Genomic DNA, 13,877 nt, shown 5'->3' on the forward strand with positions numbered 1-13,877 from the left:
AAGAAAACAGGGCGTCCGGGTCGACGGCTACTTCATATTGTTTCAGGTAACCGCCGAAACTATTGATTTCTACTATACCGGGGATACCGGACAACTGACGTTTCACCATCCAATCTTGAATGGTGCGGAGTTCCATTGCGTCATATTTCTTCTCATATCCGGGAGCTACCTTCAATATATACTGGTAAATTTCTCCCAGACCGGTGGTGATGGGCATCATCTCCGGTGTTCCGAGCTCGGAGGGAATTTCGCTTGTTACGCTTTGTATTTGTTCATTTATCAACTGCCGTGCATCGAGTGTGGGGACACTTTCTTTAAAAACGACCGTTACGACCGATAGCCCGAAGCGGCTGACAGAACGGATATCTTCGACATTCATAATATTGCTCATCGCTATTTCGATAGGCATAGTGATGAGTTGTTCCACCTCTTGTGGCGCGAGTGTAGGAGATACGGTCACTATTTGTACCTGATTATTGGTAATGTCGGGCACGGCATCAATAGGTAGTGTCAGCATCGCATAGATACCTCCGATAAACAGGAAGAGAGTAGTGAGTCCTACAAATAGTTTCTTCTTGATTGAAAAACGTACAATAGCTGTAAACATGACTTTCGTTGTATTATTATTTCACGATACAAAATTACTACCTATCTTCATCCGTTATCACTAAGAATAAATGAAGCGGAAAGATTGTGGGGTGAAGTGACGGATTTGGGAATTGAAAGATGTAAAATCATAGTTCTTGTTTCACTGCTGAACAAACATTTCTTTCAGTTTACTCGTTTAATATAAAAACAAACTAAATGTATATTCAGCATGAAAACATTCGTCTTGATGATGGTAAGCCTGTTGTTTGCAATTTCTTCGGAAGCGCAAAACAAGTCTTTTTATGATTTTACAGTGAAAACTATTGATGGTAAGGACTTTTCTCTTTCTTCACTGAAAGGTAAGAAAGTGCTGGTAGTCAACGTGGCATCTAAGTGTGGGCTGACGCCCCAGTATGCTCAACTGGAGAAACTATATGAGAAATATAAAGAAAAAGACTTTGTTATTATCGGTTTTCCGGCGAATAACTTTATGGGACAAGAACCGGGTAGTAATGAGGAAATAGCCAAGTTCTGTTCTTTGAACTATGATATTACTTTTCCGATGATGGCTAAGATTTCCGTTAAAGGAAAAGATATGGCTCCTCTTTACCAATGGTTGACGGAGAAAAAACAGAATGGAAAAGAAAACGCACCGGTTCAGTGGAATTTTCAGAAGTTTATGATTGATGAGAACGGACGTTGGGCGGGAGTTGTGTCTCCGAAAGAAAGTCCGTTCTCTGAAAAGATTATTACTTGGATAGAGAAGGAATAAGAGATACTTTTTTCAGCTCTTCTTCGAAGTTGGGAGTGAAGATTCCTTTACCCAGATTTTCTTTTATTTCTTCGATCTTCCAAAATCGTCCACCGTCCAGTTCGTCGCTGGGATGGATTTCTTCCTCATAAACGGTTTTGTGGACAAAAACAAGCTCTTTTTCACGGCTGGATTCAAAAACATAACTGGTGAGAAGCTCGGGGGTGAAGTCTGTGATGCCCAATTCTTCACGGACTTCTCTCTTTAGGGCGATTTCTACGCTTTCGCCCAAATCAATATGTCCGCCCACAGCCGTATCCCATTTCCCCGGTTGAATGTCTTTCCATTCGGGGCGTTTCTGTAAGTAGATGTCTCCTTGGGCATTGAATACGTGAAGGTGAACTACCGGATGAAGCAGTTTGCTACCGCTGTGACATTCTCCGCGAGTGGCGGCTCCGGTGATATTTCCCTGTTCGTCTACGATAGGGAACATTTCCTGGTTATTATCGCTTGGCATAGTGTCTTTTATATTGCGTAAAATCTTTCGGAGAGGAGGATTTCTTATGGTATTAATAAAGAAGAATCTCCATAACTTAGGAATCGGAAATCATGCGCCAGTGCATAATCATAAATTGTGCGCCAATTCCCTTTTACAAAAGCTGAAACTAAAAGCAGCAAGGTACTTTGCGGCTGATGGAAATTAGTAACCATCGCTTTCACTATTTTATAATTGTATCCCGGTGCTATGATAATCTGTGTACTGGTGTGAAGGGTTTCCAAACCATTCCTGTCGAGATATCCTAATATCTTTTGCAACGCAACAACGGGAGGAATCTGGTCGTACTTTTCATAAGGCTGCCATTGTTTGACACGTAGTTCTTCTTCCGTAGCATACGGATTTTCAGCCAATGTAACTCCAATGTGATACAGGCTTTCCAGAGTCCGTACAGAAGTAGTCCCTACTGCAATAGCACAACCGTCGTGGTCAATCAGTTTTTTGATGGTACTCCGATTGACCGATATATATTCCGTGTGCATCTCGTGACCTTCGATTTCTTCACTTTTTACAGGTTTGAATGTGCCTGCTCCTACGTGTAGAGTTAATTCTTCAAGATCGATGCCTTTCTCTTGAAGTGCATCCAATACTCGTGGAGTGAAATGTAATCCCGCCGTAGGCGCAGCTACCGAACCTTTAATCTTAGAATAAACAGTCTGATAAGTTTCCTTGTCACTTTCTTCCGTATCCCGGTTCAAGTAAGGAGGAATAGGAAGCTCTCCGAATACTTCAAGGATATCGGCAAACGTCACTTCTGGATTATCCCATGCAAAATCTACCCAATGGCTGGTTCCTTTACATTCTCCTCGGGTAGCGGTCAAGGTAATAGGGAATCCTTTGACGGTCATTTCGCGTTTCAACTGTCCGTCTTTCCATTTCTTCAGATTGCCGATCATGCAAAGCCAGGCGGCATGTGCTGTCTGTTGGAAATTCAAGACATAATCGTTTGGCTGGATCGGTTCAAGACAAAACACTTCGATCAGTGCTCCCGTCTCTTTTCGAAAATGGAGGCGCGCCTGAATGACTTTTGTATTATTGAATATCATCAGACTGCCTTGCAGCAGATATTCCGGCAAAGAAGTGAAAACATCTTCACTGATTTCTCCACGACGGTATATTAAGAGTTTGGACTGGTCGCGGGTAGGCAACGGGAATTTAGCAATACGTTCATCCGGAAGAGGATAACTGTATTCACTGATATGGATATGTCTAGGATCTTCTTTCATTGTTTTCTAAAATAAAAAGAGGTTAGAACCCATTCGGTTTCTAACCTCTTTAACCAGTCGGGGTGACTGGATTCGAACCAGCGACCACACGCCCCCCAGACGCGTACTCTAACCGGGCTGAGCTACACCCCGAATTGCGGATGCAAAAGTACAGATTAATTTTTAATTAGCAAATAATCCGTTGATTTTTCTAGTATGAATTGTGCCGATTTATAGCTATTATTCTGATTATTAGTCTTTCTTGTGGTCATGCAAATCTTTATCTCAATGAGTTAGTAGTTCTTTTGATTGCCTCTTATGTGATATAAAAGTACATTTCTTTAATTTTGCTTGAATTAGAAAACAATCTACTTATTTTTCATTTGAAAGCATTAATCCTTTTCTTGTCCTAAAAACACTATAAAAACCAGGTCAGTCTATAATAAAACGAAATAGGAAAATGATAAATGAACTAACAATCAGAGAGTTTGTTTATAAATTAATGTAAATAAAAGGTGTTTGACTTCCTTAGTATGATACTATATTTCCATTTTTGGTGCGTGGTAAATTAGGAAGTTATACATTTGTAAAAAGACTTAGTTTAGAAAGGTGTTAAATGTTAGACATTAAAAATAGAGAGACATTAGAGATATACGTCCTGGGTGACGATTTTAAATTTTATCAAAATCTGAAGTATCTTCCTTTGACTTCTTATCCTTCTAATAATCAATCAGCTTTGATTATATATTGTTTAGGTGGAAAGGCCAAAATTACAGTGCATGAAGATGTACATTGGATACAACCGGAGGAATTGATTATATTATTACCCGGACAATTTGTCTCATTTAGTGAGCCAAGTGAAGATTTCTCGACCGTTACGATGGTTATATCTACTTCACTGTTTAGTGATGCGTTAAGTGGTGTGCCCAGATTTTCTCCGCATTTCTTTTTCTATATGCGGACTCATTACTGGTATCCGCAGACGGAACGCGATATTCCCCGGATGTATAATTATCTGGGTATGATAAAAGATAAAGTTACCTCTCAAGATATATATAGGCGTGAGCTGATTATTCATTTGTTGAGGTATCTGTATCTGGAACTGTTCAATGCTTATCAAAAGGAATCGACCTTGATGACTGCCCGCAGGGATACCCGTAAAGAAGAGTTGGCTAATAAATTCTTTGGGCTTATCATGAAGCATTTTAAGGAGAATAAGGATGTGGCTTTTTATGCGGATAAACTGTGTATTACTTCCAAATACCTGACTATGGTAATTAAGGAGACAAGCGGGAAGTCTGCTAAAGACTGGATTGTTGAATACATCATATTAGAAATCAAGGCTTTGTTGAAAAACACAAGCCTGAACATTCAGGAAATAGCGATTAAAACGAACTTTGCGAATCAATCGTCGCTTGGACGTTTTTTTAGAAAGCATACAGGAATGTCGCTTTCACAATATCGAATGAGTAACTTAGAACAATAGTGCGGACAATTGCCTCACAATAGGCAATAATATCTATAGGGATTGGGAAGAGAAAGGGAATGAAGTCTATTTCATTCCCTTTTACTATGTGGTATATCTGATGTAGGATGGATTAAATTCCCATACATTCGCGATAGAAGTCGAGCATTTCGAAGATAGTGTCCTTATCGGCAGTCTGATTGATGCAAATGTCTCCAATATCTTTTAGTAAGGTGAAATTGATAGTACCTGAAGTATTCTTTTTATCATGCGTCATAAATGCATACAGTTGGTCATATTTCTTGCAGTCGAAAGTAAATACACCATAATTATCCTTGATAAACTGGATCGTTTGCCGCATTTTCTCTTTCGGGAAACCTACTTTGAGATGAGAAAGATACAGTTCGCACACAATTCCCCAAGCTACTGCATATCCATGTAATACAGGACGGTTTTCTGCCAGTGCCATACTTTCGAACGCATGTCCTACGGTGTGTCCCAGATTTAATGCTTTGCGGATTCCATGTTCGAAGGGATCCTGTTCTACAATATCTTCTTTCACTTGTACCGATTGACCTACCAATTGTTTGAGAGCTGCATAATCAATACTAGAGGAATCGAAATTGAGCAATTCTGCCCAATGTGCCGTATTGCTAATCAAACCGTGCTTCAACATTTCAGCATATCCGGAGAAGAAATTGTGTGTGTCCAATGTGCGTAGGAATTCAGTTTCAATCAATACACTGTTTGCCGGAGCGAAAGCACCGATTTCATTTTTCAGTCCGTTGAAGTTGATTCCTGTTTTACCCCCCACTGATGCGTCCACCATAGCGAGCAGAGTGGTTGGTATATTGATATAGGAAATGCCCCGTTTGAATGTAGCTGCGGCAAAACCTCCGAGATCTGTCACCATCCCTCCTCCAAGATTGATAAGTAAAGAGTGGCGGGTAGCCCCTTGAGTACTTAATGCCATCCAGACGGAAGCGAGTGTTTCCAGAGTTTTATGCACATCTTCTGCTCCGATACAGATTTCTACAGCATCTTTTAACAGATCCGATTCCTTTAGAGAAGGGAGACAAAGACGCTGGGTATGCTCGTCTGTGAGGACGAATAATTTGTCATGCGGACATAGCTCAATGGCACGACCGAGGCTCGTTTCCAAGCTTTCGCAGAGAATAACTTCTTGTTTACTCATGATTCTTTTGCTTTTTTACTCTGCAAATGTATATAAAATATCTTTTTTTACTTACTTTTGTCTCATTAAAACGTTTAATCATGAAAGCATTATTACCTGTATATTGTCGTCCTTTAGGATATGTTGTCTTGTTGGTAGCTCTGTTCATCCCTTTTATTTTGGTGATGCAGGGAGTAGTAACTGATACTAACTTGCTGTTTTATAAAGAATGTACAAAGTTGTTGATGATGGCAGGATGCTTGTTAATAATCTTTGCATTGAGTAAGAATGAAAGCCGTGAAACGGAGCAAATCCGGAATTCGGCTGTTCGTAATGCTATCTTTTTGACATTCTTGTTCGTCTTTGGTGGTATGTTGTGGCGTGTTATGCAAGGAGATGTGATAAACGTCGATACTTCCTCTTTCCTTACTTTTCTGGTTTTTAATGTGCTTTGTCTGGAGTTTGGTCTGAAAAAAGCGCTTGTTGATCGATTCTTTAAAAGATAATTTTCTTTTCAATTAAACCTTTTACGATTCGATTTGTCAAAAAGACATTGTTATTGCTACTAATATAATCGTAAATAAGGTAAATGAAAAGATTTTCAGCAGGGTTGGTGCTGATGTTGCTATGCACCTTCTCAATTTTTGCACAGAATAAGGTTATTACCGTTTCGGGACGTGTGGTGGAATCCGATACTAAAGAGCCCGCAGCGCAGGCTACAGTTCAATTGCTATCATTACCTGATAGTGCTTATGCCGCCGGTATAGCCAGTAGTAACCAAGGATGGTTTACTCTCCCCAAAGTAAAAGCCGGAAAATATGTGTTGAAAGTTTCCTATATTGGATTCCGAACCAAGCTCGTACCGGTACAATTATCTGCTAACGCCACTGATAAAAAATTGGGAACCATTACATTGGACCCTGATGCTGTCATGCTGAAGGAAGCGGTGATTACTGCCGAAGCTCCGCAGGTGGTCGTGAAAGAAGATACGCTGGAATATAACTCAACAGCTTACCGTACTCCCGAAGGGGCGATGCTCGAAGAGTTGGTGAAGAAACTTCCGGGAGCAGAAATAGACGATGACGGTAACGTCAAAATCAATGGTAAAGAAGTAAAGAAGATTATGGTGGATGGTAAAGAGTTCTTTGGCGGTGATGTGAAAACCGGATTGAAGAACTTACCGGTCAACATGATCGACAAACTGAAAACATACGATAAAAAATCGGACTTGGCACGTGTTACCGGAATAGATGACGGAGAAGAAGAAACTGTTCTTGACCTGAAAGTGAAGAAAGGTATGAATCAAGGTTGGTTTGGTAATGCAAGTGTTGCCGGTGGTACAGAAGATCGTTACGGAAGCAACTTGATGTTGAATCGTTTTGTCGATAATAGCCAATTCTCTTTAATCGGTTCTGCTAATAATGTGAACGATCAGGGATTCTCCGGTGGAGGTGGCGGACCTCGTTTCCGGAACAGCAATGGTTTGACTGCTACCAAGATGTTAGGGGCTAACTTTGCTACCCAGACTGAAAAATTGGAACTGGGAGGTAGTGCCCGTTATAATTTCAGTGATCGGGATGCAACATCTACAAACTACTCGGAACGTTTCCTGCAAAATGGAAATTCTTATTCAAATTCGAACAGTAAAGGCCGCAATAAGAATACGAACTTTAATGCAGACTTTCGGTTGGAGTGGAAACCGGACACATTGACAAATATCATTTTCCGTCCGAACGTTTCTTATGGAAAGTCTAATAGTTATTCTATTTCCGAATCGGGTACTTTTAATGGAGATCCATTTAATTTGGTGTCTAATCCTAATGAGTTTTTGAATAAGATTTTCTGGGGAAGTACGGATGATCCTTTAGAAGCTATTCGTGTCAACGCCAGTAATAGTGAATCAAAATCTGAAGGGCAGAATCTCTCTGCAAATGCTTCTTTGCAAGTGAATCGTAGATTGAATAATCAGGGACGAAACATCACTTTCCGTGGTACATTTAGTTATGGAGATAATGACAGCGAACAGTTTAGTGAATCATTGACGCGTTATTTTGATGATAATGCAAAAAAAGAAGATGATGAGCGTAAACAATATACTACTTCTCCAACCAAGAATTATGATTATACTGCCGAACTGACTTATAGCGAACCGATTGCGAGAGCTACCTTCTTACAGTTCCGCTATAAATTTCAATATAAATATAGTGAAAGTGACAGAAGTACATACAGCTTGATTCCTGATGCAGATAAAGGACAGGATTGGTTTTGGAATTTTGGTGATGGTCTGCCTGTAGGATATGAAGAGAATAAAGATAGAGATTTGAGTAAGTATGCTCAATATAAATATTATAACCATGATATTAATGCAGGACTAAATATTATCCGCGAGAAATATAGATTGAACTTTGGAGTATCTTTGCAACCGCAGAACACCAGATTGGATTATAAGAAGGCCGAAGTAGATACTGTAGTAAAAAGAAATGTGTTCAATTTTGCTCCTAACGTTGATTTTCGTTACAGATTTTCTAAAGTCAGCCAGTTGCGCTTTACCTATCGGGGACGTGCAAGCCAGCCGAGTATGGAAAATTTGCTTGATGTAACTGATGACTCTAATCCGTTGAATATCCGTAAGGGTAATCCGGGATTGAAACCTTCTTTCTCTCATTCTATGCGTTTGTTTTATAATACTTATAATGCAGATAAACAGCGTGGCATGATGGCTCATGCAAACTTGAATATGACTCAAAATAGCATTACTAATGCCACTACTTATAATCAGAGTACTGGTGGAGTGACTGTTAAACCGGAGAATATCAACGGAAACTGGAATGCGATGGGAATGTTTGGATTCAATACTGCATTGAGAGATAAGCGGTTTACCATAAATTCTTTCTCCCGTGCTAATTATACCAATGCGGTTTCTTATCTTTTTAATGACGATACTAAAATAAATGACAAGAACACTAGTACGACACTGACTTTCGGAGAGAATTTGAATGGAACTTTCCGTAACGACTGGTTTGAATTTACCTTGAATGGTTCAATCAACTATAACTTTGAGCGAAATCAACTGCGTCCGGAAAACAATCAAGAACCCTATACATTTGGTTATGGTGCAAGTACTAATATCTCTTTACCTTGGAGTATGACGTTGTCTACCAATATCACTAATAACGCTCGTCGTGGTTATCGTGATGCCAGTATGAATAAGAATGAACTTATTTGGAATGCACAGATTGCCCAAAACTTCCTGAAAGGCAATGCCGCAACCATCAGTTTTGAAGTATATGATATTCTGCGGCAGCAATCTAATATCAGCCGTTCGTTAACAGCCGATATGCGTTCTGTTTCTGAATATAACGGAATTAATAGCTACTGCATGCTTCGTTTCTCTTATCGTCTGAATGTTTTTGGAAATAAAGAAGCTCGCGGCAATATGCGTCATGGCGGTTTTGATGGTGGTGGACCTCGTGGCCCGCGTGGTGGCTTTGGAGGTGGCAGACCACACTAAAGCAGAGTAATAGGTTTAAATAAAAACAGGAAGTCCCGGCACAACGATTCAATGTTGTTGCCGGGACTTCTTTGTTAATCCGAGAATTTACTCTATATTTGTTGTTTAGTATCCGTATGAAAGGAGATTCCTATGATTGATTGGAACTATATGCTTAGCCAGATAGCAACAGTGGCTTTTGATATTCTTTATTTTGGAGCCATTATCGGTACGATTGTCATCATCATTCTTGACAACCGGAATCCGGTTAAAACCATGGCATGGATACTCATATTACTTTTCCTTCCTATTGTCGGACTTGTCTTTTATTTTTTCTTTGGGCGGAGTCAACGTCGCGAACGTATCATTGGGCAAAAAAGCTACGACCGCTTATTGAAGAAACCAATGGCCGAATATCTCGCACAGGATTGTTCGGACGTTCCTTATGAATACTCCCGTCTTATTCAGCTTTTCCAGCAAACGAATCAAGCGTTTCCATTTGAGGGGAACCGTGTGGCAGTCTATACCGAAGGATATACCAAACTTCAATCATTGTTGCGTGAACTGCAAAAAGCGAAGCAGCATATCCACATGGAATATTACATCTTTGAAGATGACGCTATCGGGCGTATGGTCAGGGATGTGCTGATAGAAAAAGCTTCTCACGGGGTTGAAGTACGGGTTATCTATGATGATGTAGGTTGCTGGCATGTGCCTAACCGTTTTTTTGAAGAAATGCGCAATGCCGGTATTGAAGTCAGGAGCTTTTTGAAAGTACGTTTTCCCTTATTTACCAGTAGGGTGAATTACCGCAACCATAGAAAGATTGTCGTTATTGACGGACGCGTGGGCTTCGTTGGGGGAATGAACCTGGCAGAACGTTATATGCGTGGCTTTTCTTGGGGGATTTGGCGAGATACGCATATCATGTTGGAAGGCAAGGCAGTGCATGGTTTACAAACGGCTTTTTTGCTTGATTGGTATTTTGTAGACCGTACGTTGATAACCGCTTCCCGTTATTTTCCGAAGATTGACTCTTGCGGAAGTTCTTTAGTGCAAATTGTCACGAGTGAGCCTATCGGGCCATGGAAAGAAATCATGCAGGGATTGACTGTTGCCATTACCAGTGCAAAAAAATATTTCTATATGCAAACACCTTATTTTTTGCCTACAGAACCAATATTAGCAGCTATGCAAACAGCAGCATTGTCTGGGGTGGATATACGCTTGATGTTACCGGAACGTGCAGATAACTGGATAACTCATCTTGGATCGCGTTCTTATTTGGCAGATGTGATGCAGGCAGGTGTTAAGGTCTATTTTTATAAGAAAGGTTTTCTACATTCTAAGCTGATGGTTTCAGATGATATGCTTTCCACTGTAGGCTCTACCAATGTTGACTTCCGTAGCTTTGAGCATAACTTTGAGGTGAATGCTTTTATGTATGACGTAGAAACTGCCCTTGAAATGAAAGAAATATTTCTTCAGGACCAGCGCGAAAGTACACAGATCTTTTTGAAGAATTGGGGCAGACGTTCGTGGAGACAAAAAGCTGCGGAGTCTATCGTGCGTTTATTGGCTCCGCTACTTTAATAAGGATGAAATTGTATTTGGATCTTATCTGAATAGTGAGAAGTTCACACTTCCATACACCCTTCTCTCAAGGAAATGTGGATTTTCTTCGAAATTATTATCTTTTCCATGCTCCAGTACCAATAATCCTCCTTCTTTGAGAAGATTATTCTGAAAGATTAATTCGGGTATTGTTTCCAACTCTTTTAAAGCGTAGGGAGGATCGGCAAAGATGAAGTCGAACTGTTCGCGGCCATTTTTGATAAACTTGAATACATCTCCGCGTATCGGCAGACATTTGTCTGTCTGCACCTCTTTCATAATTTTGCAGATGAATGAGTGATGTGCAGGATCTTTCTCAATGCTGATAACACGGTCGCATCCGCGGGATACCAATTCGATACTGATGCTTCCCGTTCCGGCAAACAAATCAAGAGCTGTTATTCCTTCTTCAAAATCGATATAGTTATTGAGTACATTAAACAGATTTTCTTTGGCGAAATCTGTCGTAGGGCGTGCTTTAAATGTCCGAGGCACGTCAAATCTTCTTCGTTTGTAAATACCGCTGATTACTCGCATGTTAATAAGGCTTGCATGTCAATATTAGTTGCAGGATTCATGATGAATACCTGTAGGATAAACTTTTTCAATTCACTCATTAAAACGTCTTTCTCCGGAAGTATTCCGGTTAGGTGTAACTCATCCCGTTCCTGATTAAACTCCAGTTGTTTCCAGGCGTACAATAAATAGTAAATACGGTCTTCTGTGTGCGTACATTCAAAGGAATTAGCCAGAAGCAGATGTCCTCGTTCAAAACAATAGATGTCAATGCCGTCTTTGCGTATAGAAGCATACATCTTCTTACTGTTTCCCAATCTGCTTTTTACAGAAAAATAATCGATGAATGGAGTAGATTGAGAATAGAAACGAGCTTCGGGATATTGTTCATTCAAAAAGGTCTGTGCGCTTTTGTCTATGCCGAAGATGACAGCTACATTATTCTTTCTTAGAATATTATAGAGCACCGTTTCGTTTTCTTTTTTCTGATGATTATGATAAAACAGAAGTTCCGCCTGTTCCTCTTCAAACAATTCTAATGGCGCAATCGTAAAACGCTTGCCTGCCATCATAATGTTTACTCGTTTGTAAGGATGATTGAGGAAATCCGATTCGTGAAAGAGTGTTTTTAGATTTGCTGTAAGGGATGAAGACGCATTTATCTCTTTTTCTATTATTGAAAGCGAATCGTCATGAATCGGGTTATAGATAGAAAAAGAAAATCCATCCGTACTAAGACGGATGGATAAAGTATATTGTTTTGATTTAGTAAAATCAATCATTATTCCCAGTTACCAGCACCATTGTTTGGAGTATCGATAGAACCTACCATCAAGCCGCTATATTTGCCTAGTTTAGAATCCAGGTCTTTTAGGTTGATGATTTCTTGTTTGTCAAGTCCGCTCAAATAAGTTTCGTATGGAGCTTTCACTTCGAACAAATATACCGGAGCACCAGACTTGGCAGTGTCATTTTTCACGTTCATTTCGAATTGAGCACCATTTCCGTGAGGAATATATTTCATAGAGTCGGCATTGAATCCTTTGGGATAGATAGTATCCAATACAGCTACCCACATAGTGTCACGTTTGAAGTTTTCAAGTCCCCATTTCTTAACTTCATCGTATCTACCGGTTTTCTTTGCTTTTTCGATGATAGCCATGGCTTTCTTTTCAGTCAGTCCATCTTCCAATTGCTTGTCAGTTAACATTCCCATCTTCATAACGAACGGCAATTTTTGATTTTTAACGAAATCAATCAGTGTGTCTAATTTGGGTGCATACATTCCGCGGTGCAGCGAACGGTATTCCTGCTGTGCCTTACGGATGTCGATCAAACGGGCAATGACTGCTTTTTCTCTTTCTTTTTTTGCGTTTTCAAAATTGATAGGACCCATAATGCTGGTGTAACAGATGTAAATCAGTGCAGCAGCACAAAGCACCAATACAATATTAAATACTGTTTTCATGATAAATTATGTTTTTAGTTGTTATATTCGCATCGCAAAAATAGAATAAATAAATTTAAATACGATAGTTCCTCGAACTTTTTTCTCGTACAAAAATGATAAATAACTATTTAGAAAGGCAAATTAAGGAAAATTTTCCTTATCAGCCAACTTTAGAGCAGGAAATTGCTGTAAAATCTCTTTCAGAGTTTCTGCTGTCCACACTGGCAGATGAAGTCTTTATCTTAAGAGGGTATGCTGGTACTGGTAAAACATCGTTGGTAGGGGCATTGGTGAAAACGATGGATCAGCTGCAGCAGAAATCTGTATTGTTGGCTCCTACAGGACGTGCGGCAAAAGTTTTTTCAGTGTATGCAGGACATCCGGCTTTTACTATTCATAAAAAAATATATAGACAACAATCTTTTTCTAATGAACTTAGTAACTTTTCGATCAATGACAATTTAGCTACCAATACATTGTTTATTGTCGACGAGGCTTCCATGATTTCAAACGAAGGACTGTCGGGCAGTATGTTTGGAACAGGACGTTTATTGGATGATTTGGTGCAATTTGTTTATTCAGGACAGGGATGTCGTCTCTTGTTAATGGGTGATACCGCGCAGCTTCCTCCGGTAGGAGAGGAGTTAAGCCCGGCACTTTTTTCCGATGCATTGAAGGGGTATGGACTTGAAGTACGTGAGATTGATCTTACTCAAGTAGTCCGTCAGGTGCAAGAATCCGGAATATTATGGAATGCCACACAGTTGAGGCAATTGATAGCAGAGGATGATTGTTATTCTCTGCCTAAGATAAAAATAGCAGGTTTTCCTGATATTAAACTGGTGCCGGGAACTGAACTGATAGAGGAACTAACTAATTGCTACGATCATGATGGTATGGATGAGACGATTGTTGTCTGTCGTTCCAATAAACGTGCAAACCTATATAACAATGGAATACGTGCTCAAATTCTTTGGCGTGAAGATGAATTGAATACAGGAGATATGTTGATGATAGCCAAAAATAATTACTATTGGACGGAGAAATATAAGGAGATGGATTTTATAG

At 39.9% G+C, this 13,877-nt stretch carries 13 protein-coding genes and 1 tRNA gene; 6 read left to right on the forward strand and 8 right to left on the reverse strand.

Annotated features, from left to right (window positions below; all coding sequences use genetic code 11):
* A partial coding sequence (locus tag KTR06_RS23750) for an efflux RND transporter permease subunit (RefSeq protein ID WP_217290867.1) occupies positions 1–607 on the reverse strand: 607 nt, incomplete at its 3' end.
* Between the two features lie 210 nt (positions 608–817).
* Between KTR06_RS23750 and KTR06_RS23755 the strand changes: the two genes are divergently transcribed.
* Positions 818–1,360 carry a glutathione peroxidase gene (locus KTR06_RS23755; RefSeq protein ID WP_120067214.1) on the forward strand — a complete coding sequence of 181 codons (543 nt, stop codon included), beginning with the start codon at positions 818–820 and terminating at the stop codon, positions 1,358–1,360.
* On the opposite strand, the gene KTR06_RS23760 is transcribed toward KTR06_RS23755, so the two are convergent.
* From KTR06_RS23760 to KTR06_RS23770, 3 genes are all read right to left on the reverse strand, one after another.
* On the reverse strand, positions 1,338–1,856 hold the full coding sequence (locus KTR06_RS23760; protein ID WP_004323622.1) for an NUDIX domain-containing protein: 519 nt from the start codon (positions 1,854–1,856) through the stop codon (positions 1,338–1,340). The genes KTR06_RS23755 and KTR06_RS23760 overlap by 23 nt on opposite strands.
* Before the next feature lie 44 nt (positions 1,857–1,900).
* Positions 1,901–3,121 (reverse strand): S-adenosylmethionine:tRNA ribosyltransferase-isomerase, encoded by a 1,221-nt coding sequence (locus KTR06_RS23765; RefSeq protein WP_004314598.1) that lies wholly within the window; start codon positions 3,119–3,121, stop codon positions 1,901–1,903.
* Positions 3,122–3,178: 57 nt separating this feature from the next.
* A tRNA-Pro gene (locus KTR06_RS23770) sits at positions 3,179–3,253 on the reverse strand.
* Positions 3,254–3,716: 463 nt separating this feature from the next.
* On the opposite strand from KTR06_RS23770, the gene KTR06_RS23775 reads away from it, so the two are divergent.
* The gene (locus tag KTR06_RS23775; RefSeq protein WP_004314597.1) at positions 3,717–4,586 is read left to right on the forward strand and encodes an AraC family transcriptional regulator; all 870 of its coding nucleotides are present in this window, start codon (positions 3,717–3,719) and stop codon (positions 4,584–4,586) included.
* Positions 4,587–4,698: 112 nt separating this feature from the next.
* Here KTR06_RS23775 and aroB read toward each other — a convergent pair whose 3' ends face one another.
* Entirely contained in the window at positions 4,699–5,760 is a 1,062-nt protein-coding gene (gene aroB, locus KTR06_RS23780; protein ID WP_008020580.1) for a 3-dehydroquinate synthase, read from the reverse strand.
* An 80-nt stretch (positions 5,761–5,840) separates the two neighbouring features.
* Between aroB and KTR06_RS23785 the strand changes: the two genes are divergently transcribed.
* The 3 genes from KTR06_RS23785 (at position 5,841) to cls (ending at position 10,822) form a co-directional block, all read left to right on the forward strand.
* On the forward strand, positions 5,841–6,245 hold the full coding sequence (locus tag KTR06_RS23785; protein WP_004305412.1) for a hypothetical protein: 405 nt from the start codon (positions 5,841–5,843) through the stop codon (positions 6,243–6,245).
* Between the two features lie 83 nt (positions 6,246–6,328).
* Positions 6,329–9,250: a TonB-dependent receptor gene (locus KTR06_RS23790; protein ID WP_004311007.1), complete on the forward strand. Its 2,922-nt coding sequence runs from the start codon at positions 6,329–6,331 to the stop codon at positions 9,248–9,250.
* A gap of 132 nt (positions 9,251–9,382) precedes the next feature.
* Positions 9,383–10,822: a cardiolipin synthase gene (cls, locus tag KTR06_RS23795; protein ID WP_004301164.1), complete on the forward strand. Its 1,440-nt coding sequence runs from the start codon at positions 9,383–9,385 to the stop codon at positions 10,820–10,822.
* 24 nt (positions 10,823–10,846) lie between these two features.
* On the opposite strand, the gene KTR06_RS23800 is transcribed toward cls, so the two are convergent.
* The 3 genes from KTR06_RS23800 to KTR06_RS23810 are packed head-to-tail and all read right to left on the reverse strand — an operon-like array spanning position 10,847 to position 12,827.
* The gene (locus tag KTR06_RS23800) at positions 10,847–11,380 is read right to left on the reverse strand and encodes an RsmD family RNA methyltransferase (protein ID WP_004314595.1); all 534 of its coding nucleotides are present in this window, start codon (positions 11,378–11,380) and stop codon (positions 10,847–10,849) included.
* On the reverse strand, positions 11,371–12,141 hold the full coding sequence (locus KTR06_RS23805) for a DUF3822 family protein (RefSeq protein ID WP_004311006.1): 771 nt from the start codon (positions 12,139–12,141) through the stop codon (positions 11,371–11,373). Before KTR06_RS23805 ends, KTR06_RS23800 begins: the two co-directional genes overlap by 10 nt.
* Positions 12,141–12,827: a hypothetical protein gene (locus KTR06_RS23810; RefSeq protein WP_004301363.1), complete on the reverse strand. Its 687-nt coding sequence runs from the start codon at positions 12,825–12,827 to the stop codon at positions 12,141–12,143. Before KTR06_RS23810 ends, KTR06_RS23805 begins: the two co-directional genes overlap by 1 nt.
* Positions 12,828–12,922: 95 nt before the next feature.
* On the opposite strand from KTR06_RS23810, the gene KTR06_RS23815 reads away from it, so the two are divergent.
* Positions 12,923–13,877, forward strand: a 955-nt coding sequence (locus KTR06_RS23815) for an ATP-dependent RecD-like DNA helicase (RefSeq protein WP_217290868.1), incomplete at its 3' end; no start/stop codon positions are given.

Origin of the sequence: Bacteroides sp. MSK.20.12, from assembly GCF_019052435.1 — a bacterium.
Taxonomy (GTDB): domain Bacteria; phylum Bacteroidota; class Bacteroidia; order Bacteroidales; family Bacteroidaceae; genus Bacteroides; species Bacteroides xylanisolvens.

What these genes read in the sequence shown, in the direction of transcription:
- KTR06_RS23755 (WP_120067214.1), top strand. Translation starts at nt 818, where the DNA reads ATGAAAACATTCGTCTTGATGATGGTAAGCCTGTTGTTTGCAATTTCT.
- KTR06_RS23760 (WP_004323622.1), bottom strand. Translation starts at nt 1,856, where the DNA reads ATGCCAAGCGATAATAACCAGGAAATGTTCCCTATCGTAGACGAACAG.
- KTR06_RS23765 (WP_004314598.1), bottom strand. Translation starts at nt 3,121, where the DNA reads ATGAAAGAAGATCCTAGACATATCCATATCAGTGAATACAGTTATCCT.
- KTR06_RS23775 (WP_004314597.1), top strand. Translation starts at nt 3,717, where the DNA reads ATGTTAGACATTAAAAATAGAGAGACATTAGAGATATACGTCCTGGGT.
- aroB (WP_008020580.1), bottom strand. Translation starts at nt 5,760, where the DNA reads ATGAGTAAACAAGAAGTTATTCTCTGCGAAAGCTTGGAAACGAGCCTC.
- KTR06_RS23785 (WP_004305412.1), top strand. Translation starts at nt 5,841, where the DNA reads ATGAAAGCATTATTACCTGTATATTGTCGTCCTTTAGGATATGTTGTC.
- KTR06_RS23790 (WP_004311007.1), top strand. Translation starts at nt 6,329, where the DNA reads ATGAAAAGATTTTCAGCAGGGTTGGTGCTGATGTTGCTATGCACCTTC.
- cls (WP_004301164.1), top strand. Translation starts at nt 9,383, where the DNA reads ATGATTGATTGGAACTATATGCTTAGCCAGATAGCAACAGTGGCTTTT.
- KTR06_RS23800 (WP_004314595.1), bottom strand. Translation starts at nt 11,380, where the DNA reads ATGCGAGTAATCAGCGGTATTTACAAACGAAGAAGATTTGACGTGCCT.
- KTR06_RS23805 (WP_004311006.1), bottom strand. Translation starts at nt 12,141, where the DNA reads ATGATTGATTTTACTAAATCAAAACAATATACTTTATCCATCCGTCTT.
- KTR06_RS23810 (WP_004301363.1), bottom strand. Translation starts at nt 12,827, where the DNA reads ATGAAAACAGTATTTAATATTGTATTGGTGCTTTGTGCTGCTGCACTG.